19 protein-coding genes and 3 rRNA genes are annotated in these 26732 nt (G+C 72.0%); 18 read left to right on the top strand and 4 right to left on the bottom strand.

Annotated elements, in window-relative coordinates; genetic code table 11:
- Positions 1 to 4: 4 nt before the first annotated feature.
- Entirely contained in the window at positions 5 to 931 is a 927-nt protein-coding gene (locus QOZ88_RS10465) for an AurF N-oxygenase family protein (RefSeq protein WP_305999719.1), read from the bottom strand.
- Positions 932 to 993: 62 nt separating this feature from the next.
- Between QOZ88_RS10465 and QOZ88_RS10470 the strand changes: the two genes are divergently transcribed.
- The gene (locus QOZ88_RS10470; RefSeq protein WP_305999720.1) at positions 994 to 1644 is read left to right on the top strand and encodes a TetR/AcrR family transcriptional regulator; all 651 of its coding nucleotides are present in this window, start codon (positions 994 to 996) and stop codon (positions 1642 to 1644) included.
- A gap of 11 nt (positions 1645 to 1655) precedes the next feature.
- Positions 1656 to 1946: a DUF4873 domain-containing protein gene (locus tag QOZ88_RS10475; protein ID WP_305999721.1), complete on the top strand. Its 291-nt coding sequence runs from the start codon at positions 1656 to 1658 to the stop codon at positions 1944 to 1946.
- Between the two features lie 12 nt (positions 1947 to 1958).
- Here QOZ88_RS10475 and QOZ88_RS10480 read toward each other — a convergent pair whose 3' ends face one another.
- From QOZ88_RS10480 to QOZ88_RS10490, 3 genes are all read right to left on the bottom strand, one after another.
- On the bottom strand, positions 1959 to 2972 hold the full coding sequence (locus tag QOZ88_RS10480; protein WP_305999722.1) for a diguanylate cyclase domain-containing protein: 1014 nt from the start codon (positions 2970 to 2972) through the stop codon (positions 1959 to 1961).
- Positions 2897 to 4210, bottom strand: coding sequence for a sensor domain-containing phosphodiesterase (locus QOZ88_RS10485; RefSeq protein ID WP_305999723.1), 1314 nt, complete (start codon positions 4208 to 4210; stop codon positions 2897 to 2899). Before QOZ88_RS10485 ends, QOZ88_RS10480 begins: the two co-directional genes overlap by 76 nt.
- 68 nt (positions 4211 to 4278) lie before the next feature.
- Positions 4279 to 5121, bottom strand: coding sequence for a DMT family transporter (locus tag QOZ88_RS10490; protein ID WP_305999724.1), 843 nt, complete (start codon positions 5119 to 5121; stop codon positions 4279 to 4281).
- A gap of 251 nt (positions 5122 to 5372) precedes the next feature.
- Here QOZ88_RS10490 and pheS point away from each other — a divergent pair, with 251 nt between their 5' ends.
- The 16 genes from pheS to rrf all read left to right on the top strand — a co-directional run bounded on the left by pheS (position 5373) and on the right by rrf (position 26731).
- Positions 5373 to 6440, top strand: a complete 1068-nt coding sequence (pheS, locus tag QOZ88_RS10495; protein ID WP_305999725.1) for a phenylalanine--tRNA ligase subunit alpha — start codon at positions 5373 to 5375, stop codon at positions 6438 to 6440.
- Positions 6437 to 8899, top strand: coding sequence for a phenylalanine--tRNA ligase subunit beta (gene pheT / locus QOZ88_RS10500; RefSeq protein WP_305999726.1), 2463 nt, complete (start codon positions 6437 to 6439; stop codon positions 8897 to 8899). The genes pheS and pheT overlap by 4 nt, the downstream gene beginning before the upstream one ends.
- Entirely contained in the window at positions 8892 to 9695 is an 804-nt protein-coding gene (locus QOZ88_RS10505; protein ID WP_305999727.1) for an SDR family NAD(P)-dependent oxidoreductase, read from the top strand. The genes pheT and QOZ88_RS10505 overlap by 8 nt, the downstream gene beginning before the upstream one ends.
- Positions 9696 to 9797: 102 nt before the next feature.
- Complete coding sequence (locus QOZ88_RS10510) at positions 9798 to 11516, top strand: SpoIIE family protein phosphatase (protein ID WP_305999740.1); 1719 nt, start codon at positions 9798 to 9800, stop codon at positions 11514 to 11516.
- Between the two features lie 79 nt (positions 11517 to 11595).
- Positions 11596 to 12636 (top strand): N-acetyl-gamma-glutamyl-phosphate reductase, encoded by a 1041-nt coding sequence (gene argC, locus QOZ88_RS10515; RefSeq protein WP_305999728.1) that lies wholly within the window; start codon positions 11596 to 11598, stop codon positions 12634 to 12636.
- On the top strand, positions 12633 to 13784 hold the full coding sequence (argJ, locus tag QOZ88_RS10520; protein ID WP_305999729.1) for a bifunctional glutamate N-acetyltransferase/amino-acid acetyltransferase ArgJ: 1152 nt from the start codon (positions 12633 to 12635) through the stop codon (positions 13782 to 13784). Before argC ends, argJ begins: the two co-directional genes overlap by 4 nt.
- A complete protein-coding gene (gene argB / locus QOZ88_RS10525; RefSeq protein ID WP_305999730.1) occupies positions 13781 to 14782 on the top strand; it encodes an acetylglutamate kinase in 1002 nt (333 codons plus the stop codon). The genes argJ and argB overlap by 4 nt, the downstream gene beginning before the upstream one ends.
- Positions 14779 to 15969, top strand: coding sequence for an acetylornithine transaminase (locus QOZ88_RS10530; protein ID WP_305999731.1), 1191 nt, complete (start codon positions 14779 to 14781; stop codon positions 15967 to 15969). The genes argB and QOZ88_RS10530 overlap by 4 nt, the downstream gene beginning before the upstream one ends.
- A gap of 79 nt (positions 15970 to 16048) precedes the next feature.
- On the top strand, positions 16049 to 16996 hold the full coding sequence (gene argF / locus QOZ88_RS10535; RefSeq protein ID WP_305999732.1) for an ornithine carbamoyltransferase: 948 nt from the start codon (positions 16049 to 16051) through the stop codon (positions 16994 to 16996).
- 58 nt (positions 16997 to 17054) lie between these two features.
- Complete coding sequence (locus tag QOZ88_RS10540) at positions 17055 to 17606, top strand: arginine repressor (RefSeq protein WP_305999733.1); 552 nt, start codon at positions 17055 to 17057, stop codon at positions 17604 to 17606.
- Positions 17603 to 19048 (top strand): argininosuccinate lyase, encoded by a 1446-nt coding sequence (gene argH, locus QOZ88_RS10545; RefSeq protein ID WP_305999734.1) that lies wholly within the window; start codon positions 17603 to 17605, stop codon positions 19046 to 19048. Before QOZ88_RS10540 ends, argH begins: the two co-directional genes overlap by 4 nt.
- Positions 19049 to 19050: 2 nt before the next feature.
- Complete coding sequence (locus tag QOZ88_RS10550; protein ID WP_305999735.1) at positions 19051 to 19704, top strand: DNA-3-methyladenine glycosylase; 654 nt, start codon at positions 19051 to 19053, stop codon at positions 19702 to 19704.
- On the top strand, positions 19701 to 20993 hold the full coding sequence (gene tyrS, locus QOZ88_RS10555; protein WP_305999736.1) for a tyrosine--tRNA ligase: 1293 nt from the start codon (positions 19701 to 19703) through the stop codon (positions 20991 to 20993). The genes QOZ88_RS10550 and tyrS overlap by 4 nt, the downstream gene beginning before the upstream one ends.
- A 365-nt stretch (positions 20994 to 21358) precedes the next feature.
- Positions 21359 to 22875: ribosomal RNA gene (locus QOZ88_RS10560) — 16S ribosomal RNA — on the top strand.
- Between the two features lie 488 nt (positions 22876 to 23363).
- Positions 23364 to 26494 (top strand): 23S ribosomal RNA (locus QOZ88_RS10565).
- Between the two features lie 120 nt (positions 26495 to 26614).
- Positions 26615 to 26731 (top strand): 5S ribosomal RNA (gene rrf, locus QOZ88_RS10570).
- The 16S, 23S and 5S rRNA genes sit together here, the layout of an rRNA operon.
- Position 26732 lies beyond the last annotated feature (1 nt).

Raw genomic sequence — 26732 nt, forward strand, 5'->3', positions numbered from 1 at the left:
CGGGTCAGAGCAGCCCGGCGCGCCGCCAGAGCCGCTCGGTCGGGCCGCCGATCAGCCCGGTCTCGCGGAGGAACGCCACCAGGCCGGCGGCGGCGTCGCGGAGCTTCGCCCGGTAGTGCTCGTTGCGCTGCGCGACGGCCCGCGTCCGCGCCGGGTCCAGCCCCACCGCCGCGTACACCTGCGGCTGCACCAGGTTCTCCGCCACGACCGCCGCGACGGCGGCCACCACCGTCCGGTGCTTCCGCAGCTGCCAGGCCGAGAGCTCCGGCGTCCGGCGGGCGACCTCCTCGCGCGCGAAACGCATGTGCCGCGCCTCCTCCACGACGTGGATCTGGCTGGTGGCCCGGGTGAGCGGCTGCACCCGCTCGTCCTTCATCAGGTCGCGCTGGAAGATGTCGAGGATCTCCTCGGCCACGAGGATCGCCGCGTAGGCCGCCGGCCCGTCGCCCTTCGCCGCGAAGGCGCGCCCGAGCCGCTGCAGCTTCGGCGGCGGCTGGTAGGAGGGCGCGCCGAAGGTCTGGGCCGTGCGCGCGAACATCACCGAGTGGCGGCACTCGTCGGCGATCTCGGTCAGCGCCCACTGCACGTGGGGCCGGGCCGGGTCCTCGCCGTAGACGTCGCGCAGGACGAGCTGCATGAGCAGCCCCTCGAACCAGATGCCGACGCCGGAGATCGAGCAGTACTCGTGGATGGTCAGCCTGACCCGCCGCGCGTGGTCCAGCGCGTCCCACTCCGGCGTGCCGAAGAGCGTGGACCACTCCGGTGACAGACCGTAGAGATGCTCAGGGATCGGCGCGGACCAGTCGATGTCGACCACGGGGTCGTAGGACTTCTTGGCGGCGGAGCCGAGGAGCCTGGTCGAGAGCGTCTCGCGGTCGACGGGGGACTTCCGGGTGTCCTGCCGGGCTCCGGACGGGAGGATGGTGGTCACAGGCGGGCTCCCCGGGACGACGACTAGGGCCGCGAGAGAAGGTAGCTGTTACCGTGAAACACATGCAAGAGGTGGCCGATGCGCCGGCGACCGCACAGACGGACGGGCGCCGCTCCCGGTGGACCGAGCACCGGCGCGCGCGCCGGGAGGACCTCGTCGGGGCGGCCGTCGAGGCGGTGCGCCTGGCCGGCCCCGACTTCTCCGTCGACGACGTCGCGCGCAGCGCCGGCGTCTCGAAGACGGTCATCTACCGCTACTTCAGCGACAAGGACGAGCTGATCGACGCCGTCCTCGAACGGATCTCCCAGGCCGTCCTGCTGCCGCGGCTGCTGGGCGAGCTGACCGCCGGCCGCGCCGATGACCGGGCGCAGCTGCGGGCGGTGATCGCCGCCTTCGTCTCGCTGATCGAGGACGAGCCCGCGCTCTACCGCTTCGCCTACGCGCAGGCCGGGCGAGCGGGCCGGGCCGACCTGGTCGCCGCCACCGAGCACGCCGTCGCCACCGCGCTCGGCGGTCTGCTGGCCGCGCGGCTGACCGAGGCCGGCCGCCCGGCCGACGGGGCGATGACCTGGGCCTACGGGGTGGTGGGCATGGTGCAGCTGGCGACGCACTGGTGGTCGGGGGACCGGAGGGTCTCCGCCGCCGACCTGGTCGACCAGCTCACCGACCTGGCCGACCGCGGGCTGACCACGCTGCTCCCCCCGCGCGGCTGAGGGGGCAACCGGTGCACGAGGAGCCGGAGGGCTACGAGGACGAGGTGACCGTCGCCGTCGAGGGCGCGGAACCCCGGACGGCACGCGCCGCGCTGGCCGCCCGCTTCGACTCGCTCGCGGGCTCGGTGATCTGGTCCGGGCGGGTCGCGGTCGCCGTCGCGCCGCGCACCCGGCTGGAGCTCACCACGCCCCACGGCAGCTCGGTCGCCGAGGCCACCGAGCGCGACCCCTGGGGCAGCACCCGGGTGCGCGGCGTCGGGCGCCCACCGTTCCCGGTCGAGCTGCTCGACGCGGGCGCCTGAGTCCGGCCCGGGTCAGCTCGGCGAGACAGGCAACCGGCCGGCCGCGCGCTCGGCGACCGCGAGCAGCCCGGTGACGTCGTCGCCGTCCGCGGGGAAGCACGCGGCACCGGTGCTGATCCCGGTGACCACGGGCGCGCCGGCGAGGAGGACGGGGCCGCGGGCAGCCTCCGCCAGCCCGGCCCGGACCCGAGCCGCCTCCCGGCCGGCGCTGCCGGCCGCGAGCCCCGGCAGCACGACCACGAACGAGTCGCGGGCCCAGCGCGCCACCAGGTCGCCGCGCCGCAGCCGTGCGCGGAGGCGCTGACCCGTGGCGGCGAGCAGCTGCTCGGCGGCGGTCGACCCGTAGCGCTCCTCGATCGACGTGAAGCCGTCGACGGCGACCACGACCAGCGCCACGGCGTCGCCGGCGCAGCGCGCGTTCCACAACGCAGTCTCGGTCTGCTCCTCCACGTGCCGGCGGGTGGACAGCCCGGTGAGCGGATCGGTGACCGACAGCTCCTCGATCCGGGCCAGGTACCCGCGGGTGCGGTCGCGCTCCTGCTCCAGCGCCCGCTGCGCCCTCACCTGCCCGGTGACGTCGACCTGGACGCCGATGTACTGCACGACGGCCCCGGTCGCGTCCGTCACGGGCGCCAGGTGCAGCTCGTTGTACCACGGCGTGCGGTCGGGCCCGCGGTGGTTCACCAGCACCTCGCGGCACTCCTGGCCGGCGGCGATGGCGGCACGGATGCGCGCCAGGGCGCCCGGGTCGGTGTCCGGCCCCTGCAGGAACCGGCAGTTGCGGCCCAGCAGCTCCTCGCCCGGCATCCCGGCGAGCCGTTCGAACGCCGGGTTGACGTAGACAAGCGGCTGGTCGGGGAGCCGGACGTCGACGAGGCACACGCCGCTCGGGGTGGCCGCGAGCGCGCGGCGCACCAGGGTGGCGTCGCCGAGCAGCTCCGCGCCCATGGTCACCGGAGCGGTGGCCGCCGGGGTCGCGGGCCGCACCGGGGCGGCCGGGGTCGCCCGGTGGGTGCGCGGTGCCACCCGGCCGAGCAGACTGCGCGCCGCGCGGACGGCGACGCCGCGGAATTGGTCAGGGCGTACTCGAACTCCCGCTGCGGGTCCGGACCGGTCGTGCCGAGGTCGCGGGCCAGCAGGGCCACGCTGAAGTGCGGGGCCAGCACGACGACGTCCCACTCGCCGCGCACGGGGTCGTCCGCGGCGAGGTCGGTGCCACGCAGGCCGGGCAGCGGCTCGGCGGGGAGCCCCTCGCCGAGGGCGCACACGAAGCCGGTGCGCTCGACCAGGTCGCGGTAGCGCTGCGTCGTCGACGGGGTGAAGTGGCGGGCCTCCTGGAAGGTCGCGGTGACCACGCAGGTCTCGCCGAGGCGCAGCGCTTCCCGCTCCAGCTGTTTGCTGAGCTCGATGAGCAGCGTCTTCGGGGAGCGGCGCAGCACGGTGCCGGCGGGCAGGCAGGCGAAGGGGGAGCCCGGCTCGCCGTCGGTCGCGGCGTCCTCGACCGGCGGCGGCAGCGAGCCGAGGGGGCGGTCGCAGGCGGGCTCCGGCGCGGGGCGGCCGAACAGCCACCCCTGGCCCAGGGTGGCCCCGAGCGCCCGGGCCATGGCCAGGTGGGTGTCGTTCTCGATGCCCTCGGCGAGCACGGCGGCGCCGGTCGCCTGCGCGTAGGCGTTGACCGCGTTCATGATCTCGGCGATGGCCGGGCCGGGCCGCTCCTGCACCAGCCGCAGGTCGAGCTTGATCACGTCGGGGCGCAGGATCGGCATGAAGGCCAGCGACATCGAGTCGGCCCCGACGTCGTCCAGGGCGACGCCCCAGCCGAGCTCGCGGACGCGGGCGACGGTGCGGAGCAGCTCGGCCGGCCGGGTGGCCAGCGCCCGCTCGGTGATCTCCAGGACCACGCGCAGCCCGCCGGGGGCCTCGGCGGCGATCGCCAGCAGCTCGTCGAGGGGCGCGGTGTCGAGGACCTCCGGCTCCACGTTCACGAACAGGGCGATCGGCGCGGGCAGCCCGTGCCGCGCCGCGCCGGAGAAGGCGGCGACCCGGCAGGCGGCGTCCAGCTCGGCCAGCGCACCGGCCTCGCGGGCGGCGGCGAAGAGCAGGTCGGGGCGCTGCAGCGGGCCCTCGGGGCCCCGCGCGAGGGCCTCGTAGGCGACGACCGCGCCGGTGTCGAGCTCGACGATGGGCTGGAAGACGCTGCGCACGCCGCCGGGGCGGAGGGCGGCGGCGAGGGCTGCGTCGGTGTCAGGACGCACAGGGCTCACGGACGGCTCATCGGCCCCGGGGAGTGCGGGCCGGAGCCGGGTACCGGGAGCCTGCCCCGAAGGGGTGGTCAGCCGGGCAGCGTGATCAGGACGACGGCGGTCGCCGCGGTGGCGAGGCCGGCCAGCTGGGCGGGCACCAGGCGCTCGCGCAGCACGAGCTGGGCGAGCACGACCGTGCTCACCGGGTACAGCGAGGCGAGCACCCCGGTGATGGCGAGCTGCCCGCCCTGCTGGGTGGCGAGCAGGAACAGCGCGTTGGCCGTCATGTCGCCGAGGCCGGAGACCAGCACCAGCGGCAGCGCGACCCGTCCCGGCCGCAGCACCTGGCGGGTGGCGAGCGCGACGCCGACCACCAGCGCCACCGAGGCGATCCGGGCAGCCGCCAGCGGGGTGAGGCCGGCGCCGGCCGAGGTGCGGTCCAGCAGCACGAAGAACAGGCCGAAGGCCGTGCCGGCGACCAGCGCCGGGGCGAGGCTGGGTGCCCGGACCCCGCGGAGCGCCCGCAGACCGCCCTCGGCGGAGACGAGCACCACCGCGGCGAGAGCCAGCAGGATGCCCGCCGTCGCCCACGGGCCGATGCGCTCGCCGCCGAGGATCCCGACCAGCACCGGGACGGCGGCGGCGGTGAGGGCGGTGACCGGGGCGATCACGCTCATGACGCCGCCGGCGAGCGCCCGGAAGAAGACCAGCAGCCCGGCGGAACCGGCGAGCCCCGCGGCGGCGCCCCACGCCAGGTCCGCGGCGGTGACCGGCCCGCCGAGCCAGGGCAGCAGCACGACCAGCGCGAGCAGGCCGGCGGCCTGGGAGACGGCCACGACGCCGAAGACCGGCGCCCGGCGGCTGGCGAGCCCGCCCAGGAAGTCGGCGGTCCCGTAGACGACCGCGGACGCCAGCGCGAGCACGACCGCCACCGCCCACCTCCGGTCCGCTCGTCCACGATCAGCTCACCTGATCATGGCGTGCCCTCCCTCGGCGTCTGCGGTGGGGGAGGACGCCGCGGTGAGGGTGGACGCGGTCACCGGGGACGCGGTGCGGTGAGGGTGGACGCGGCCGCCCGGGACGCTGCGCGGTGGGGGAGGACGCCGGTGCCGGGGACGCCGCGTCGTCCTCGCAGCGGAACCCAGGCGCGCGCGGGGGCGGGCGCCGGGCAGAATGGCCTCCCGTGTCTGGCGCCAACGATCCCTACGACCCCAAGCAGGTCGCCGCCCTCTCGCCCGAGGCCCTCGACGAGGCGGTGCGCGCCGCGCTCGGGGCGTTCGCGGCGGCCGCGGACCTGGAGGCGCTGGCCGCCGTCCGCCCGGCCCACCTGGGCGACCGCGCCCCGGTGCTGCTCGCCCGGCGGGAGCTGGGTGCGCTGCCCCCGGCCGCGCGCAGCGACGCCGGTAAGCGGGTGAACGCCGCCCGGGTCGCGGTCACCGAGGCCTACGAGGCGCGCCGGGCCGAGCTGGAGGCCGAGCGCGACGCACGGGTGCTGGCCGAGGAGCGGGTCGACGTCACGCTGCCGTGGGACCGCACCCCGCGCGGCGCCCGGCACCCGCTGACCACTCTGATCGACCGGATCGCCGACATCTTCGTCGGCATGGGCTACGAGGTGGCCGACGGCCCGGAGCTCGAGGCCGAGTGGCTCAACTTCGATGCGCTCAACTTCGGCCCCGACCACCCGGCCCGGTGGCTGTCGGACACGTTCTTCGTCGCCCCCGAGGACTCCGGCCTGGTGCTGCGCACCCACACCAGCCCGGTGCAGGCGCGCACGATGCTGGACCGGCAGCCGCCGATCTACGTCGTCGCCCCGGGGCGGGTGTACCGCACCGACGAGCTCGACGCGACGCACCTGCCGGTCTTCCACCAGGTCGAGGGCCTGGCCGTGGACCGCGGGCTCACCATGGCCCACCTGCGCGGCACGCTGGACCACCTGGCCCGCCAGCTGTTCGGCCCGGACGCCCGCACCCGGTGGCGGCCGCACTTCTTCCCCTTCACCGAGCCCTCGGCGGAGTTCGACGTGTGGTTCCCCGAGCACCGCGACGGCCCGCAGTGGGTGGAGTGGGGCGGCTGCGGGATGGTGAACCCGCGGGTGCTGCGCGCCTGCGGCGTCGACCCCGACACCTACACCGGCTTCGCCTTCGGCATGGGCATCGAGCGGGCGCTGCAGTTCCGGTCGGCCCTCTCGGACATGCACGACATCGCGGAGGCGGACGTCCGCTTCACCAGCGTCTTCGGAGTTGAGCAGTGAAGGTCCCCGTCAGCTGGCTGTCCGAGCTCGTCGACCTCCCGGCCGGGATCACGGTCGAGGAGCTCGACGCCGCCTTCGTGCGCCTGGGCTTCGAGGTGGAGGACGTCGTCCGCCCGCCGGTGACCACCGGCCCGCTCGTGGTCGGCCGCGTGCTGGAGATCGAGGAGCTCACCGGCTTCAAGAAGCCGATCCGCTACACGCAGGTGGAGGTCGGGGAGGCGGAACCGCGCGGCATCGTCTGCGGCGCCCAGAACTTCGCCGTCGGCGACCTGGTGGTCGCCGCGCTGCCCGGTGTGGTGCTCCCCGGAGACTTCGCCATCGCCGCGCGGAAGACCTACGACCACGTCTCCGACGGGATGATCTGCTCGGTCCGCGAGCTCGGCATCGGCGAGGATCACGCCGGCATCCTGGTGCTCGGGCAGGGCGGTTACGTGCCGGGTACGCCGGCCACCGACGTCCTCGGCCTGGAGGACGTCGTCTTCGACCTCGAGGTGACGCCGGACCGCGGCTACGCCATGTCGATGCGCGGGATCGCCCGCGACCTGGCCGGCGTGCTCGGCGTGACCTGGCGCGACCCGGCCGACCTGCCGCTGCCGGACTGGTCGGGCGCGCCGGCGTGGGAGGTCACCGTCGCCGACGCCGACCGCTGCGACCGCTTCTCCATGCTGGCCGTGGAGGACCTCGACCCGGCGGCGCCCAGCCCCTGGCCGCTGCGCCGCCGGCTGGCCCAGTGCGGCATCCGCAGCATCTCGCTGGCCGTCGACGTCACCAACTACGTGATGCTCGAGCTCGGCCAGCCGATGCACGCCTTCGACCGGGCCACCGTCACCGGTCCGATCACGGTCCGCAGGGCGACGGCGGGGGAGCGGCTGACCACCCTGGACGGCGCCGACCGCCGGCTGACCGACGACGACCTGCTCATCACCGACGAGTCGGGACCGATCGGGCTGGCCGGGGTCATGGGCGGCGCCTCCACCGAGATCGGCGACGCCACCAGCGCGGTGCTGCTGGAGGCCGCGCACTGGGAGCCGACCGGCATCTCCCGCGGGGTGCGGCGGCACCGGCTGCCCAGCGAGGCCGGCAAGCGCTTCGAGCGCGGCACCGACCCCGAGGTCACCGTCGTCGCGCTCGCCCGGGCCGCGGCCCTGCTCGCCGAGCACGGTGGTGCGCGGGTCGTCGGCGCACCGGTCGACGTCGACACCCGTGAGCCGCGCATGCCCATCCAGCTGGACGCCGGGCTCCCCGGCCGCATCGCCGGCGTCCCCTACACCCGGGCCCAGGTCCTCGAGGTGCTGACCGCGATCGGTGCCGAGGTGGCCGGCGACGGCGACGCCCTGCGCGTGACTCCGCCGTCCTGGCGCGGCGACCTGCTGGAGCCGGCCGATCTGGTCGAGGAGGTCGTGCGCTTCCGCGGGTTCGACGAGATCCCCTCGATCCTGCCCACCGCCCCGCCCGGCGGCGGGCTCACCGAGCGGCAGCGCCGCCGCCGCAGCATCGGCCGGGCGCTGGCCGAGGCCGGCTACGTGGAGGCCCCCGCGTTCCCGTTCACCGGGACGGCGCAGCTCGACGCGCTCGGGCTGCCCGCGGACGACGACCGGCGCCGGGTGATCACCGTGCGCAACCCGCTGTCGGAGGAGGCCCCGGCCCTGCGCACCACGCTGCTGCCCGGCCTGCTCGCCGCGCTCGGCCGCAACCTGGCCCGGGGGCTCCGCGACGTCGCCCTGTTTGAGCACGGCTCGGTGTTCCCCGGCGGGGACGGCGCACCCGCGCCGCTGCCCGGGGCCGACCGCCGTCCGGACGACGCCACCCTCGCGGCGCTCCTGGGCGCGGTGCCGGCGCAACCGTGGTACGTCGCGGTGGCGCTGACCGGGCACCGCGAGCCGCGTGGCTGGTGGGGGTCGGGCCGGCCGGCCGCGTGGGCCGATGCCGTGCAGGCCGCGCGCGTGGTGGCCGCGGCCGCCGGGGCCGAGCTCACCGTCGAGCAGGCCGAGCGGGCCCCGTGGCACCCGGGCCGGTGCGCCGCGCTGCTGGTCGGCGACCGGGTCATCGGGTACGCGGGCGAGCTGCACCCCAAGGTGTGCGAGGTGCTCGGCCTGCCGGCCCGCACCGCGGTGATGGAGCTGGACGCCGACGCGCTGCCCGAGCCGACCGTGCCCCAGGCGCCGTCGATCTCGACCTTCCCGCCGGTGCTCATCGACCTCGCCCTCGTGGTGGCCGACGACATCCCCGCCGCCGACGTCGCCGCGGCGCTGCGGGAGGGCGCCGGTGAGCTGCTGGAGCACCTGCGCCTCTTCGACGTCTACACCGGCGCGCCGGTGCCGGCCGGGTCGCGGTCGCTGGCGTACGCGCTGATGTTGCGGGCGCCGGACCGGACGCTCACCAGCGAGGAGGCGACCGCGGTGCGCGATGCGGCGATGGCGGCCGCCGCCGCGGCGACCGGGGCGCAGCCCCGTGCCTGAGCTGGAGGGGGTCGCGCTCGTCACGGGGGCGTCCACGGGCATCGGCCGGCACCTGGTCGAGGGGCTGGCGCGCCGGGGGATGGCCGTGGCCGGGCTGGCCCGCGGCGAGGAGCGGCTGCGCGCGGCCATGGCCGAGGTCGCCGACGCCACCGGCGGCCGCACGCTGGCCGTGGCCGCCGACGTCACCGATCAGGCCTCGGTCGAGGCCGCGGTGGGCGAGGTGCGCGAGCAGCTGGGGCCGGTCGACCTGCTGGTGAACAACGCGGGGCTGATCGACGAGGCCGAGGTGCCGCTGTGGGAGGCCGACCCCGAGCAGTGGTGGGACGTCGTCACCAGCCACCTGCGGGGCAGTTTCCTGCTCAGCCGCGCCGTCGTCCCGTGGATGCTGCTGCGCGACCGCGGCCGGGTGGTGAGCATCGCCAGCGGGATGAGCACCCGCGCCAACCCCGACTACTCGGCCTACTCGGTGGCCAAGACGGGGCTCATGCGGATCACCGAGTCCCTCGCGCTCGCGCTCGAGGGCTCCGACGTCCGCGCGTTCGACGTCGCCCCCGGCGTCGTGGACACCCCGATGACCCGGTCGATGCGCATGTGGCAGGGGTTCGAGGACTGGACGCCGCCGGAGCAGGTCCTCGAGATCGTCGCGGCGATCGCCGGGGGTGAGCTGGACCAGTGGTCCGGCCGCTTCCTCCGTGCCGGCGCCGACGACCTGGCGACGCTGCGCTCGACGACCCCGGAGGACACCGCCCGGCAGCTGCGGCTGCGCCCGTACGGGGACACCGACCCCCTGGCGTGAGCACCGCCGGCGGTCGCCTCCCACGAGCGTCGTGCGCCACGTAGGGTGCCTGGCGACGAGCTGTCGGTAGGTGCGTCTCGCGCCGGTGGAGGCGTGAGCGCGATGCACGGTCGGGCCGAGGAGCACCCCAGGCGGCCGGTGACCCAGGACCCGCTCCGCGATCTCCACCTCCTGCGAGCCGCCGTCGAGGGCGGTCTGGACGGGATGGTCGTCGTCTCGTCGGGCGGCGTCATGATCACCTCCAACCGCAAGTTCCAGGAGATCTGGCCGATCCCGGCCGAGATCGTCGCCTCCGGTGACGACGACGCCGCGCTCGCCTCGGTGCTCGACAAGCTCGTCGACCCCGACGCCTTCCTGGCCCGGGTGCACGATCTCTACGCGCAGGCGGCGGGGGCTGCGCGCGACGAGCTGCTGCTGCTCGACGGCCGCGTCCTGGACCGGTACGGCACGGCACTGCGCGGTCCGGACGGCGACTACATCGGGTGGGCGTGGTACTTCCGCGACGTCACCGCGGAACGTGCCGCAGCCGTGGACGCCGAACGGCTGGGCGCACTGGTCGCGGTGGCCCGCGCCCTTGCCGACGCCGGGTCGGAGGACGACGTGCTCGCCGTCATCAGCGGCCGTGGCGCCTCGGTCCTCGGCGCGCAGGGAGCCGCGTTGTGCCTCGTGGAGCCGCGTGGCACGCACGCCCGGATCCTGGGGACGACGTTCTTCGACGAGGAGCTGCGAACCGACGTCGCGACCCTGCCGGTCGACGCGCCGCTGCCCATCGTGCACGCCGCTGTGACCGGGCGACCCCAGTTCCTGGACGATCGGGCCGAGGGGGTGCGGTCGTTCCCCGGGGCCCTGGAGGTGTACGAGCGGGCGCGCACCGAGGCGACCGCCGCCGTGCCGCTGGTCGTGCACGGCCGGGCCATCGGCTCGTTGGCCCTCGCGTTCGAGAACCGCAGGCCCTGGCTGGTCTCGGACAAGGTGCTCGTCACGGCACTGGCCGCGCTGACGGCGCTGGCGCTGGACCGGCTTGCTGCCCAGGCGGCGGAGCGGGAGGCGGTCCGGGAGGTCCGCCGGCTCTCCGAGAGCCTGCAGCGCAGCCTGCTCGCGCCCCTACCGCGGTCCGACCGGCTGCAGATCGCCGCCCGCTACCAGCCGGCCGCACGCGAAGCGGAGATCGGCGGTGACTGGTACGACGCCTTCTCCACCGTCGACGGGGCGATGACGCTGGTCGTGGGCGACGTCACCGGCCACGACCGCACCGCGGCCGCCGCGATGGCCCAGGTGCGCAACGTGCTGCGCGGCGTGGCGCAGACGCTCCGGGGATCTCCCGAAGCCGTCCTGTCCGCACTCGACGATGCCCTGGCGCGCCTGCACGTGGCGAACCTGTCCACCGCCGTCCTCTGCCAGCTGTGGCCGAGCGACGAGGACCCGAGCGGCCGCACGTTGCGGCTCCGGTGGTCCAACGCGGGGCATCCGCCGCCGCTGCTGGTGCACGCCGACGGCCGCTGCGAGCTGCTCGCCGGCGCCCCGGAGGTCCTGCTGGGCGCGCACGTCGAAGGCCGGCGCACGGACCGCGAGGTCGAGATGCCACCCGGAACGGCACTGGTGCTGTACACCGACGGGCTCGTCGAGCGCCGCGACCAGCTGTTCGACGACGGCATCGAGCAGCTCCGGCAGGCGGTGGAGGAACTGCACGGTCTGCCCATCGAGCAGCTCTGCGACGAGGTGCTGGCGCGACTCACCGGCGGCGGCAGCGAGGACGACGTCGTCCTGCTCGTCGCGCGCGTACCCGGTCGGCCGACGGAGCACCGGCCACCGCAGGACTGACGAGGCGGCTGAGCCCTCCGGTCCCGTGGCCGGGAACTCCTGGTGAACGGCTATGCATGGGCGTGTATGGTCATGCATCGTGAGCACAGCGCAGACGTGGACGGTCGGGGTCACCGGCGCCACCGGGTACGCCGGGGGAGAGGTGTGCCGGCTGCTGGCCGGGCACCCGAACCTCCGGCTGGCCGGGGTGCACGCCAACTCGAGCGCCGGCCGACGCCTGGGTGAGCTGCAGCCCCACCTGCTCCCGTTCGCCGACCTGACCGTCCGGCCCAGCGACGCGGCGAGCCTGGCCGGCTATGACGTCGTCGTCCTGGCGCTGCCGCACGGCGAGTCGGCGGCCATCGCCGACCAGCTGCCCGCCGAGACCCTCGTCATCGACTGCGGCGCCGACCACCGGCTGAACGACCCCGCCGCCTGGGCGCGCTGGTACGGCGGCGTGCACGCCGGCACCTGGCCCTACGGCCTGCCCGAGCTCCCCGGCCAGCGCGAGAAGCTCGCGGGAGCCACGCGGGTCGCCGTTCCCGGCTGCTACCCGACCTCGGTCACCCTCGCGATGGCCCCGGCGCTCGCCGCCGGCCTGGTGGAGCCCGACGTCGTCGTGGTGGCCGCCAGCGGCACCAGCGGCGCGGGGAAGTCGCCGAAGGCCCATCTGCTCGGCAGCGAGGTCATGGGCGCGGCCAGCGCCTACGGCGTCGGGGGCGTGCACCGGCACACGCCGGAGATGGTCCAGGGTCTGTCGCAGGCGGGCGGTACCGGGGTCACCGTCAGCTTCACGCCGACCCTGGTGCCCATGAGCCGGGGCATCCTCGCCACCTGCTCGGCGCCGCTGCGGCCCGGGGTCGACGCCGAGGCCGCCCGGGCCGCGTACGCGCAGGCCTACGCCGACGAGCCGTTCGTGCACGTGCTGCCCGAGGGCCAGTGGCCCACGACGGCCCAGGTGCTCGGCGCGAACATCGTCGCGCTGCAACTGGCCGTCGACGCCGACGCGCGCCGGCTCGTCGTCGTCGCCGCCGTCGACAACCTCACCAAGGGCACCGGGGGAGCGGCGGTCCAGTGCGCCAACCTCGCCCTGGGCCTCCCCGAGACCACCGGTCTTCCGCTCGTAGGAGTCGCACCGTGAGCACCACCTCCCCGAAGGGCTTCTCCGCGGCGGGCGTCGCGGCGGGGCTCAAGTCCTCCGGCGACCCAGACGTCGCCGTCGTCCTCAACACCGGCCCCGACGACGCCGCGGCCGCCGTCTTCACCACCAACCGCTTCCCGGCCGCGCCGGTGCAGTGGAGCCGCCAGGTGCTCGCCGGTCAGCGCGCCCGCGCCGTCGTCCTCAACTCCGGGGGCGCCAACGCCTGCACCGGGCCCGAGGGCTTCCAGGACACCCACGCCACCGCCGAGCACGCGGCGGGAGAGCTCGGGATCGGGGCGATCGACGTCGCCGTCGCCAGCACCGGCCTGATCGGCCTGCGGCTGCCGATGGCGAAGCTCGTCGCCGGCGTCACCGCCGCGGTCGAGAAGCTCTCCGAGGACGGCGGCGCCGACGCCGCGCGGGCGATCATGACCACCGACTCGGTCCCGAAGACGACGGTTCAGCAGCGGGACGGGTGGACCGTCGGCGGCATGGCCAAGGGCGCCGGCATGCTCGCCCCGAGCCTGGCCACGATGCTCGTCGTCCTCACCACCGATGCCGCCGCCGACCCCGACGTGCTCCAGCGGGCGCTGGAGGCGGCCACCGCGGTCAGCTTCGAGCGGGTCGACTCCGACGGGTGCCTCTCGACCAACGACACCGTCATCGTGCTGGCCAACGGCGCGAGCGGCGTCACGCCGAGCGGGGAGGAGCTCACCGAGGCGCTCACCGCGGCGGCGACGGACCTGGCGATGCAGCTGCTCGCCGACGCCGAGGGCTCGACCAAGGACATCGCGATCACCGTCCGGAACGCGGCCACCGTCGAGGACGCGCTCACCGCGGGCCGGGCCTGCGCGCGCAACAACCTGCTCAAGACGGCGCTGTTCGGCAACGACCCCAACTGGGGCCGGGTGCTCGCCGCGATCGGCACCACCGACGCCGCCTTCGAGGCCGACCGGGTCGACGTGACGATCAACGGCGTCACCGTCTGCCGGGGCGGCTCGATCGGCGACCCGCGCGAGGGCGTCGACCTCACCGGCCGGGAGATCACCATCGACGTCGACCTCCGGGCCGGCGGCGAGCAGGCCACGATCTGGACCAACGACCTGTCCATCGCCTACGTGCACGAGAACTCGGCCTACTCGTCATGAGCCAGCAGGACCCCACCCCGCCCGACGTCCGCATCGACGAGCCGGCGCCGCCGCCCAAGCTGCCCCGCCGGGTCGGCACCAGCCGGGTCATGCGCACCCACGACCCCGAGGGCGACGCCGCCAAGGTCGCCGTCCTCACCGGCGCGCTGCCCTGGCTCAAGGAGTTCCACTCCCATGTCGTCGTCATCAAGTACGGCGGGCACGCCATGGTCGACGACGAGTGCCGGCGTGCGTTCGCCGACGACATGGTGTTCCTGCGGACCTGCGGCATCCTGCCCGTCGTCGTGCACGGGGGCGGCCCGCAGATCACCGAGATGCTCGGCCGGCTGGGCATCGCCAGCGAGTTCCGCGGTGGCCTGCGCGTGACCACGCCGGAGACGATCGACGTCGTCCGCATGGTGCTCACCGGGCAGGTCGGCCCCGACATCGTCGGGCTGATCAACCAGCACGGCCCGATGGCGGTGCACCTCTCCGGTGAGGACGGCGGACTGCTCACGGCCCGGCGGACCGCCGCGGTCGTCGACGGCGAGCCGGTGGACGTCGGGCTGGTCGGGGACATCTCGGCCGTCGATCCCACCCCGGTCACGGCGCTGCTCGAGGCCGGGCACATCCCGGTCGTCGCCAGCGTCGCTCCCGACGCGGACGGCGTCGTGCACAACGTCAACGCCGACACCGCGGCCGCCGCCCTGGCCGCGGCGCTGGGCGCGGTGAAGCTGGTCGTGCTGACCGACGTGGAGGGCCTCTACGCCGACTGGCCCGACCGCGGCTCGCTCGTCCAGCAGATCGACGCCCGCGAGCTGGCGGAGATCCTTCCCGACCTCGACGCCGGGATGATCCCGAAGATGGCCGCCTGCCTGCGGGCGGTCGAGGGCGGGGTGAAGCGGGCGACCGTCGTCGACGGCCGCACCCCGCACGCCCTGCTCCTGGAGACGTTCACCACCGAGGGCACCGGGACGATGGTCGTCCCGGCCAGGGACCAGAAGGAGGGCACAGCATGACCACGCGCACGGAGGAGCTGGCCCGCCGCTGGTCGGCCGTGATGATGAACAACTACAAGGCGCCGCCGGTCGCCCTCGACTCCGGCGCCGGGGCGACCGTCACCGACGTCGACGGGCACGAGTACACCGACCTGCTCGGCGGCATCGCGACCACCATCCTCGGGCACGCGCACCCCCGGGTCGTCGAGGCGATCAGCACGCAGGCGGCGAAGCTCGGTCACGTCTCCAACCTGGCGATGCACGAACCGGGCATCCTGCTCGCCGAGCGGCTGCTGGAGCTGGCCGGGCGCCCGGGCCGCGTCTTCTTCTGCAACTCCGGCGCGGAGGCCAACGAGGCGGCGTTCAAGGTCAGCCGGCTGACCGGCCGCACCGGGGTGGTCACCGCCGAGGGCGCCTTCCACGGCCGCACGATGGGCGCGCTGGCGCTCACCGGCCAGCCGTCCAAGGCCGCCGCCTTCGCGCCGCTGCCCGGTGGGGTCTCCTACGTGCCCTACGGCGACGCCGACGCCCTGCGCGCGGCGGTGTCCGGCGAGACGGCCATGGTGCTGCTCGAGCCGATGCTGGGCGAGGGCGGCGTGCTGCCCGCACCGGCCGGCTACCTGCCGGCGGCCGCCGCGGCCGCGACCGACGTCGGCGCGCTGTTCGCCGTCGACGAGGTGCAGACCGGGATCGGCCGCACCGGCTCGTGGTTCGCGCACCAGGCCGACGGGCTGCACCCCGACCTCATCACCCTGGCCAAGGCGCTGGGCGGAGGGCTGCCGATCGGCGCGATGCTGGCCTTCGGCGAGGCCGCGGAGCTGCTGACCGCGGGCTCGCACGGCTCCACCTTCGGCGGCAACCCGATCGCCGCCGCCGCCGCGCTCGCCGTGCTCGATACCATCCGCGACGAGGGGCTGCTGGAGCGCGCCAAGGAGCTCGAGCACCGCTTCACCGCCGGCATCGAGGCGCTCGGCCACGCCGGCATCAGCGGCGTCCGGGGGAGGGGCGCGCTGCTCGGCGTCGTCCTCACCGCCGACGTCGCCGTCGCTCTCGAGCTGCAGCTGCGCGCCGCCGGCTTCCTGACCAACGCGGTCGCCCCGGGCGTGCTCCGGCTCGCCCCGCCGCTGGTCCTCGCCGACGCGCAGGTGGACGCCTTCGTGGCCGCGCTGCCCGCCGCCCTCGACACCGCGATGGAGGGCGAGCCGTGAACATGACGTGCGAGCGAGCATCGCAGGGAGCGCCAGCGACCGAGGAGCGGAACGAGCACGGAATGGAGCCATCAGCACAGTGACCCGGCACTTCCTCAAGGACGACGACCTCACCCCGGCCGAGCAGGCCGAGGTGCTCGCCCTCGCCGCCTCCCTCAAGGCCTCCCGGCACACCGGCGAGGCGCCCACCCCGCTGCGCGCCGCCAACGGGGTGCCGAAGGCGGTCGCCGTGCTGTTCGACAAGCCCTCCACCCGCACCCGGGTCTCGTTCTCCGTGGGCGTCGCCGAGCTCGGTGGCTACCCGCTGGTCATCGACGCCGGCAGCAGCCAGCTCGGCCGCGGGGAGCCGATCGAGGACACCACCCGCGTGCTCGACCGGCAGGCCGCCGCGATCGTGTGGCGGACCTTCGGCCAGGACCGCATCGAGGCGATGGCGGCGGTCAGCCGGGTGCCGGTGGTCAACGCGCTGACCGACGCCTACCACCCCTGCCAGATCCTGGCCGACCTGCAGACGGTCATCGAGCGCAAGGGCTCGCTGGCCGGCCGGTCGATGACCTACCTCGGCGACGGCGCCAACAACATGGCGCACTCCTACCTGCTCGGGGGCGCGACGGCGGGCATGCACGTGCGGATCGGCTCGCCCGAGTCCTTCCGGCCCGACCCGGCCGTGCTGGAGCGGGCGGGGCGGATCGCGGCGGAGACCGGCGGCTCGGTGGCGTGGACGCCGGACGCCGCGGCCGCCGCCGACGGGGCCGACGTCCTGGTCACCGACACCTGGGTGTCGATGGGGCAGGAGGACGAGTACGACACGCGCGTCGCGCCGTTCCTGCCCTACGCGGTGGACGACGCCGCCCTCGCCCGCGCCGCCGCCGACGCCGTCGTCCTGCACTGCCTGCCGGCCTACCGCGGCAAGGAGATCGCCGCCGAGGTGATCGACGGGCCGCAGAGTGCGGTCTGGGACGAGGCGGAGAACCGGCTGCACGTGCAGAAGGCTGTGCTCATCTGGCTCCTGGAGAAGAGTTCGTGACCGTCGCCGACCCGGCTCGCCGCTGCTCCGCAGGGCTCCCGCGACTCCTGGCGCGCGCATGACCTCTGCCCTCAACCGTTCGGCGCGTCAGGCCCGCATCCGCGAGCTCATCGAGGCCCGTTCGATCACCTCGCAGACCCAGCTGGCCGTGCTGCTGGCCGAGTCGGGCATCGAGGTCACCCAGGCGACGCTCTCGCGGGACCTGGAGGAGCTGGGCGCGGTGAAGCTGCGCGGCTCCGACGGCGCGCCGGCCTCCTACGTGCTGCCGCCGGAGAACGCGCCGCTGCGCCCCGCGCAGGCCGCGCCGGCCCGGCTCACCCGCCTGCTGGCCGACCTGCTCACCGCGGCTGAGGGCAGCGCCAACCTGGCGGTGCTGCGCACCCCGCCCGGGGCCGCGCAGTTCCTGGCCTCGGCCCTGGACAAGGTCGGCCTCCCCGACGTGCTGGGAACGATCGCCGGCGACGACACTCTCCTGGTGGTGTCCCGCGCTCCCGACGGCGGCCCCGCGCTCGCGGAGCGGCTGCGGGCCATGGCCGCCCGCACCCCCGCCGTCTACCCCGAGCTGCACAGCGACCTGGCCGACGACCCCTCCGGAGGAACGACCCCGTGACCGACCCGCACGCCCCCGCGACCCACACCCGGCTCTGGGGCGGGCGCTTCGGTGGTGGCCCGTCCCCGGCGATGGCCGCGTTGTCCAAGTCGACGCACTTCGACTGGAAGCTCGCCCCCTTCGACCTGGCCGGCTCCCGGGCGCACGCCCGCGTGCTGCACCGCGCCGGGCTGCTCGCCGACGACGAGCTGGAGCAGATGCTCGGCGCGCTGCGGGAGCTGTCGGACGAGGTCGCCGCCGGCACCTTCGTCGCGGTCGAGTCCGACGAGGACGTGCACGAGGCGCTCGAGCGCGGGCTCACCGAGAAGCTGGGTGCCCTCGGCGGCAAGCTGCGCGCCGGCCGCAGCCGCAACGACCAGATCGCCACCGACCTGCGGCTCTACCTGCGGCACACCGTGCGGTCGCTGGTCGGGGAGCTGTCGTCGCTGGAGTACGCGCTGGTCGGCCTGGCCGAGCGCTATCAGGACGTCGCCGCACCCGGCATGACGCACCTGCAGCACGCCCAGCCGGTGCTCTTCGCCCACCAGCTGCTCGCCCACGCGCACGCCTTCGCCCGCGACGTCGACCGGCTGCGGGACTGGGACCGACGGACCGCTGTGAGCCCCTACGGCTCCGGCGCGCTCGCCGGCTCCTCGCTGCCGCTGGACCCGGACGCCGTCGCCGCCGAGCTCGGCTTCGACCGCGCATCGGACAACTCGATCGACGGGGTGAGCGACCGGGACTTCGCCGCGGAGTTCTGCTTCGCGGCGGCGCTGATCGGCGTCCACCTCTCCCGGCTGGGGGAGGAGGTCGTGCTCTGGACGTCGACCGAGTTCGGCTGGGCGCGCCTGGACGACGCCTGGGCCACCGGGTCGTCGATCATGCCGCAGAAGAAGAACCCCGACATCGCCGAGCTGGCCCGGGGCAAGTCCGGCCGCTTCGTCGGCAACCTGACGGGCCTGCTGACGATGCTGAAGGGCCTGCCGCTGGCCTACGACCGCGACCTGCAGGAGGACAAGGAGCCGGTCTTCGACTCCATGGAGCAGCTGCTCCTCCTCCTGCCGGCGGTGACCGGGATGGTCGCGACCCTCACCCTGCGCCCCGAGGTGCTGGAGGCGGCCGCACCGCAGGGCTTCGCCCTGGCCACCGACGTCGCGGAGTGGCTGGTCCGGCAGGGGGTCCCCTTCCGGTCGGCGCACGAGATCTCCGGTGCGATGGTGGCCTTCTGCGAGGAGGCCGGGCTCGAGCTCGACCAGCTGGACGACGAGCAGCTCGCCGGCATCGACGCGCGGCTCACCCCCGACGTCCGCGCCGTGCTGTCGGTGCCGGGCGCGCTGGCCGCGCGGTCGGCCCGGGGCGGGACGGCGCCGGAGCGCGTCGCCGGGCAGCTGACCCAGCTCGCCGAGGCGGCGCGGCAGCACGCCGAGTGGGCGGTGTCCTCGCCCGTGGCGGCGGCCCTCTGAACGTGCCGCCGCCCGGACCGGGGCCGCTGGTCCGGGCGGGAGAGCTGCTCGGGCCGGTCGACGAGGTGGCGCCGTCCCTGCTGGGTTGCTGGGTGGTCGCCGACCGGCCGGAGGGCACCGTCGCGCTGCGGCTCACCGAGGTCGAGGCCTACTCCGGGTCGGGCGTCGACCCCGCGGCGCACTCCCACCGGGGCCCCACGCCGCGCGCGGCGATCATGTTCGGGCCTCCGGGACGGCTGTACGTGTACTTCTCCTACGGGGTGCACTGGTGCGCCAACGTCGTCGTGGGGCAGGAGGGCGAGGGCTCGGCGGTCCTGCTGCGGGCCGGGGAGGTAGTGCTGGGGGAGGAGCTGGCGCAGGCCCGACGACCGGCGGCGCGCAGCCCGCGTGACCTGGCCGGAGGGCCCGCCCGGCTGACGCAGGCGCTCGCCGTCGGGCGCGCCGACCTGGGCATCGACCTGCTGGACCCGTCCTCCCCGGTGCGGCTGCACCGGGGGGCCCCGCCGGCCGCCGTCTCGGCCGGCCCCCGCGTCGGGATCAGCGTGGCGACCGAACTGCCCTGGCGGTTCTGGGAGACCGGCGCCCCGTCGGTGAGCGCATTCCGGTCGGGTGGCCGACCGCGTCGCCGCCGGGGCGGGCAGGATGGACCCCCGTGACCACGCCTTCCGCTCCCGGAGTCATCGACGAGCTGCACCGCCGCGGGCTGATCGCCCAGAGCACCGACGAGGCCGCCCTGCGCGCCCACCTCGCCGAGGGCCCGGTCACCTACTACGCCGGCTTCGACCCGACGGCGCAGAGCCTCCACGTCGGCCACCTGCTGCAGTTCATGGTCCTGCGGGCGCTGCACCGGGCCGGTCACCAGCCCGTCGTCCTCGTCGGCGGGGCGACCGGGCTGATCGGTGACCCGCGCCCCTCGGCCGAGCGCCAGCTCAACGACCGCGACACGGTCGCCGCCTGGGTGGAGCGGATCCGGGAGCAGGTCGCGCCGTTCCTGGAGGTGCCCGCTGAGGCGGACGGGTTGCGCGGCCCGATCTACGTGGACAACCTGGACTGGACCGCCCCGGTCTCGGCGATCGACTTCCTCCGCGAGCTCGGCAAGCACTTCCGGGTCAGCCAGATGCTGGCCAAGGAGGCGGTGTCCGCCCGGCTGAACTCGGAGGCCGGCATCAGCTACACGGAGTTCAGCTACCAGATCCTGCAGGCCAACGACTACCGGCAGCTGCACCGGCGGCACGGGGTCACGCTGCAGACGGGCGGCTCCGACCAGTGGGGAAACCTGACCGCGGGCATCGACCTGGTCCGGCGGACCGAGGGTGCACGGGTGCACGCGCTCAGCACGCCGCTGGTGACCAAGTCCGACGGCACCAAGTTCGGGAAGTCCGAAGGCGGGGCCGTGTGGCTCGACCCGGCGCTGACGTCGCCGTACGCCTTCTTCCAGTTCTGGCTGAACGCCGAGGACGCCGACGCCCGCGCGTGGCTGCCGCTCTACTCCGAGCGCCCCGCCGAGGAGGTGCAGGCGCTGGTGGCCGAGAGCCTCGAGCGGCCGGCCGCCAGGGCGGCGCAGCGGGCGCTGGCCGAGGAGCTCACCCGGCTCGTGCACGGACCCGAGCAGCTCCGCCAGGCCGAGGCGGCCGGCCGTGCGCTGTTCGGCCGCGAGGACCTGCGCTCCCTGGACGAGGCCACCCTCGGTGCGGCCCTCCAGGAGGCGGGCAGCATCACGGTCGACGGCGAGCTGCCGACCGTGGCGCAGCTGCTGCAGCAGACCGGCCTGGTCGGTTCGCTCTCCGAGGCACGGCGCACGGTCAAGGAGGGCGGCGCCTACCTGAACAACGAGCGGGTGACCGACGGCGAGGCCCGGCCGGGGGAGGACGTCTGGCTGCCCGGCGGCTGGCTCGTCCTCCGCCGCGGGCGCCGTTCGATCGCCGGCGTCCGGCGAGCCGGTTGAGGCCTGAGGGGCGGGTGAACGCCCGGCGACAGCCGTGTGACGGCAGCGTGTCGGGCGTCACCGGACCCGGGTTTGACACCGCCTGCGCAGCCACGTAACTTTCTCTTTGCGCCGCGCGGCCCGGAAGGGCCGCCGGACCAGCCCCCGCTAGACGGGCTGCTGGAAACCGGCGTAGAGTTGAACATCCAGCCAGGGACGAAGCCCGGAAGGGTCGAGTTTCTGCGCGTCCGCTCCTTGAGAACTCAACAGCGTGCCGAAAGTCAGTGCCAAGTAATACCCCGTGCCGGTCTTCGGATCGGCTGGGATTCCTTTGGTTGATTGATATCGAGAGTGTCAGCTCTCGGTTCTCAGCCGGTATCAAATCATCTACGGAGAGTTTGATCCTGGCTCAGGACGAACGCTGGCGGCGTGCTTAACACATGCAAGTCGAACGGTGAACCGCTTCGGTGGGGATCAGTGGCGAACGGGTGAGTAACACGTGGGCAACCTGCCCCTGGCTCTGGGATAACTCCAAGAAATTGGGGCTAATACCGGATATGACCGCTGACCGCATGGTCTGGTGGTGGAAAGATTTATCGGCTGGGGATGGGCCCGCGGCCTATCAGCTTGTTGGTGGGGTAGTGGCCTACCAAGGCGACGACGGGTAGCCGGCCTGAGAGGGTGACCGGCCACACTGGGACTGAGACACGGCCCAGACTCCTACGGGAGGCAGCAGTGGGGAATATTGCGCAATGGGCGGAAGCCTGACGCAGCGACGCCGCGTGGGGGATGACGGCCTTCGGGTTGTAAACCTCTTTCAGCAGGGACGAAGCGAGAGTGACGGTACCTGCAGAAGAAGCACCGGCCAACTACGTGCCAGCAGCCGCGGTAATACGTAGGGTGCAAGCGTTGTCCGGAATTATTGGGCGTAAAGAGCTCGTAGGCGGTTCGTCGCGTCGGCTGTGAAAACCTGAGGCTCAACCTCAGGCCTGCAGTCGATACGGGCGGACTTGAGTTCGGCAGGGGAGACTGGAATTCCTGGTGTAGCGGTGAAATGCGCAGATATCAGGAGGAACACCGGTGGCGAAGGCGGGTCTCTGGGCCGAAACTGACGCTGAGGAGCGAAAGCGTGGGGAGCGAACAGGATTAGATACCCTGGTAGTCCACGCCGTAAACGTTGGGCGCTAGGTGTGGGGGCCATTCCACGGTCTCCGTGCCGCAGCTAACGCATTAAGCGCCCCGCCTGGGGAGTACGGCCGCAAGGCTAAAACTCAAAGGAATTGACGGGGGCCCGCACAAGCGGCGGAGCATGTTGCTTAATTCGATGCAACGCGAAGAACCTTACCTAGGCTTGACATGCACGGAAATCCTCCAGAGATGGGGGGTCCGTAAGGGCCGTGCACAGGTGGTGCATGGTTGTCGTCAGCTCGTGTCGTGAGATGTTGGGTTAAGTCCCGCAACGAGCGCAACCCTCGTTCTATGTTGCCAGCACGTGATGGTGGGGACTCATAGGAGACTGCCGGGGTCAACTCGGAGGAAGGTGGGGATGACGTCAAATCATCATGCCCCTTATGTCTAGGGCTGCAAACATGCTACAATGGCCGGTACAAAGGGCTGCGATACCGCGAGGTGGAGCGAATCCCAAAAAGCCGGTCTCAGTTCGGATTGGGGTCTGCAACTCGACCCCATGAAGTTGGAGTCGCTAGTAATCGCAGATCAGCAACGCTGCGGTGAATACGTTCCCGGGCCTTGTACACACCGCCCGTCACGTCACGAAAGTCGGTAACGCCCGAAGCCGGTGGCCCAACCCCTGTGGAGGGAGCCGTCGAAGGCGGGATCGGCGATTGGGACGAAGTCGTAACAAGGTAGCCGTACCGGAAGGTGCGGCTGGATCACCTCCTTTCTAAGGAGCATCTCACTACCTCCGCTTCGCGGGGGTGGTGCAGAGCCGCGCCCAGGCCGTGACGGCCCCTCAGTCTCGGGGGGTCGCGTCGTGTCTGGGGTGGTGCTCGAGGGTGGAACGCTGACCAGTTCGCACCGGCAGCCTGGTGCTGCCCCTAGTACTGCACACATCTGGTGTGTGCGTGGAGCGGGGTGGGGTCGGGTGGCTGGTGGTAGGCACGCTGTTGGGTCCTGAGGGAGCGGACCCGGGGTCCCCGTGAAGGGGGGTTCTGGTTCTGGTTTCTCGTGTCAGGGCCGTCTGGGTCTCGTACCGCTGATCGCCGCCTGTGGGTGGGGTCGGGTCTGGCGGGGTCGGTGCAGGCGGTGGCTGGTCGTACGTTGAGAACTGCACAGTGGACGCGAGCATCTTCTGACTCTGGTAGCAGAGTTTCAAGTGTTGTAGGCCCGCTGCACGCTTCCTTCCGGGGGTGTGGGGCGGGATTTTTGTGTGGCCAAGTTGTTAAGGGCACACGGTGGATGCCTGGGCACCAGGAGCCGATGAAGGACGTAGGAGGCTGCGATAAGCCTCGGGGAGCTGTCAACCGAGCGTTGATCCGAGGATTTCCGAATGGGGGAACCCCGCACCAGTCATGTGGTGTGACCCGCGCCTGAACACATAGGGCGTGTGGAGGGAACGTGGGGAAGTGAAACATCTCAGTACCCACAGGAAGAGAAAACAACAGTGATTCCGTGAGTAGTGGCGAGCGAAAGCGGAAGAGGCTAAACCGATCGCATGTGATAGCCGGCAGGCGTTGTGTGGTCGGGGTCGTGGGACAGTTCTGCATCCTCTGCCGGGGGTGCGGGGAGTCATAAAGGATCTGTGTTAGTGGAAGGCCTCTGGAAAGGGTCGCCGTAGAGGGTGAGAGCCCCGTACACGAAAACACGGTCCCTCCCGAACTTGTTTCCCAAGTAGCACCGAGCCCGTGAAATTCGGTGTGAATCCGGCGGGACCACCCGCTAAGCCTGAATACTCCCTGGTGACCGATAGCGGACAAGTACCGTGAGGGAAAGGTGAAAAGTACCCCGGGAGGGGAGTGAAATAGTACCTGAAACCGTGTGCCTACAAGCCGTGAGAGCCTTATGCCACTTCGTGTGGCGGGGGTGATTGCGTGCCTTTTGAAGAATGAGCCTGCGAGTTAGCGGTACGTGGCGAGGTTAACCCGTGTGGGGTAGCCGTAGCGAAAGCGAGTCCGAACAGGGCGATCTCCAGTCGCGTGCTCTAGACCCGAAGCCGAGTGATCTACCCATGGCCAGGTTGAAGCGCGGGTAAGACCGCGTGGAGGACCGAACCCACCAGGGTTGAAAACCTGGGGGATGAGCTGTGGGTAGGGGTGAAAGGCCAATCAAACTCGGTGATAGCTGGTTCTCCCCGAAATGCATTTAGGTGCAGCGTCACGTGTTTCTTGCCGGAGGTAGAGCACTGGATGGCCGATGGGCCCCACAAGGTTACTGACGTCAACCAAACTCCGAATGCCGGTAAGTGAGAGCGTGGCAGTGAGACTGCGGGCGATAAGGTTCGTAGTCGAGAGGGAAACAGCCCAGATCATCGGCTAAGGCCCCTAAGCGTGTGCTAAGTGGAAAAGGATGTGGGATCGCAGAGACAACCAGGAGGTTGGCTTAGAAGCAGCCACCCTTGAAAGAGTGCGTAATAGCTCACTGGTCAAGTGGTTCCGCGCCGACAATGTAGCGGGGCTCAAGCACACCGCCGAAGCCGTGGCATTCACACAACAACCCGCCGGCATCTTTCGTGGGTGCCGGCCAGGTGTGTGGATGGGTAGGGGAGCGTCGTGTGGCGGTGGAAGCGGCGGAGTGATCCAGCCGTGGACGCCACACGAGTGAGAATGCAGGCATGAGTAGCGAGAGGGGAGTGAGAACCTCCCCCGCCGGAAGACCAAGGGTTCCTGGGCCAGGCTAATCCGCCCAGGGTGAGTCGGGACCTAAGGCGAGGCCGACAGGCGTAGTCGATGGACAACGGGTTGATATTCCCGTACCCGCGAAGGAACGCCCATGCTGAACCCAGCGATGCTGACCCACCGACGCCGGGGAGCCTCCTTGTGAGGTGAACCGGGGAAGCTGGGGACCCGGACTGGTAGTAGGCAAGCGATGGGGTGACGCAGGAAGGTAGTCCTACCGGTGAGTGGTAGTACCGGTGCAAGGGTGTGGCCCGTCCGATAGGTAAATCCGTCGGACATGAGGGTGAGGCCCGACGCATAGCCGATTGAGGCGAATTGGATGATCCTATGCTGCCGAGAAAAGCCTCTAGCGAGTTCCGAGCGGCCCGTACCCCAAACCAACTCAGGTGGTCAGGTAGAGAATACCGAGGCGATCGAGCGAACTGTGGTTAAGGAACTCGGCAAAATGCCCCCGTAACTTCGGGAGAAGGGGGGCCCCAGCCCGTGAACCACCTAGCGTGGGGCAGCGGGAGGGGGTCGCAGAGACCAGTGAGAAGCGACTGTTTACTAAAAACACAGGTCCGTGCGAAGTCGTAAGACGATGTATACGGACTGACGCCTGCCCGGTGCTGGAACGTTAAGGGGACGGGTTAGCCGCAAGGCGAAGCTCAGAACTCAAGCGCCAGTAAACGGCGGTGGTAACTATAACCATCCTAAGGTAGCGAAATTCCTTGTCGGGTAAGTTCCGACCTGCACGAATGGCGTAACGACTTCTCAGCTGTCTCAACCACAGGCTCGGCGAAATTGCACTACGAGTAAAGATGCTCGTTACGCGCGGCAGGACGGAAAGACCCCGGGACCTTTACTATAGCTTGATATTGGTGTTCGGTTCGGCTTGTGTAGGATAGGTGGGAGACTGCGAAGCGGGCACGCCAGTGTTCGTGGAGTCGCCGTTGAAATACCACTCTGGTCGAATTGGATGTCTAACCTCGGTCCGTGATCCGGATCAGGGACAGTGTCAGGTGGGTAGTTTAACTGGGGCGGTTGCCTCCCAAAATGTAACGGAGGCGCCCAAAGGTTCCCTCAGCCTGGTTGGCAATCAGGTGTCGAGTGCAAGTGCACAAGGGAGCTTGACTGCGAGACCGACGGGTCGAGCAGGAGCGAAAGCTGGGACTAGTGACCCGGCACCGGCATGTGGAAGCGGTGTCGCTCAACGGATAAAAGGTACCCCGGGGATAACAGGCTGATCTTCCCCAAGAGTCCATATCGACGGGATGGTTTGGCACCTCGATGTCGGCTCGTCGCATCCTGGGGCTGGAGTAGGTCCCAAGGGTTGGGCTGTTCGCCCATTAAAGCGGTACGCGAGCTGGGTTTAGAACGTCGTGAGACAGTTCGGTCCCTATCCGCCGTGCGCGTAAGAGACTTGAGAAGAGCTGTCCCTAGTACGAGAGGACCGGGACGGACGAACCTCTGGTGTGCCAGTTGTACCGCCAGGTGCACTGCTGGTTGGCTACGTTCGGCAGGGATAACCGCTGAAAGCATCTAAGCGGGAAGCTCGCTTCAAGATGAGGTCTCTCACCGGGTCAACCGGGTAAGGCCCCCGCCCAGACCAGCGGGTTGATAGGCCGGAAGTGGAAGCACCGCAAGGTGTGGAGCTGACCGGTACTAACAGGCCGAGGGCTTGACCACACACACCTCCTCCACGAGGGCCCTGTGTACCAAGTCATCAACGAAGATTGTCGCGTCCACTGTGCGGTTCTGAACGCACGAACCAGCCCCCCCGCCGGGGAAGTTCGAAGTTCACAGAGTTACGGCGGCCATGGCGAGAGGGAAACGCCCGGCAACATTCCGAACCCGGAAGCTAAGCCTCTCAGCGCCGATGGTACTGCCCTGGAGACGGGGTGGGAGAGTAGGACGCCGCCGGACA

The organism is Blastococcus carthaginiensis, assembly GCF_030731085.1.
GTDB classification, from domain to species: Bacteria; Actinomycetota; Actinomycetes; order Mycobacteriales; family Geodermatophilaceae; genus Blastococcus; species Blastococcus carthaginiensis.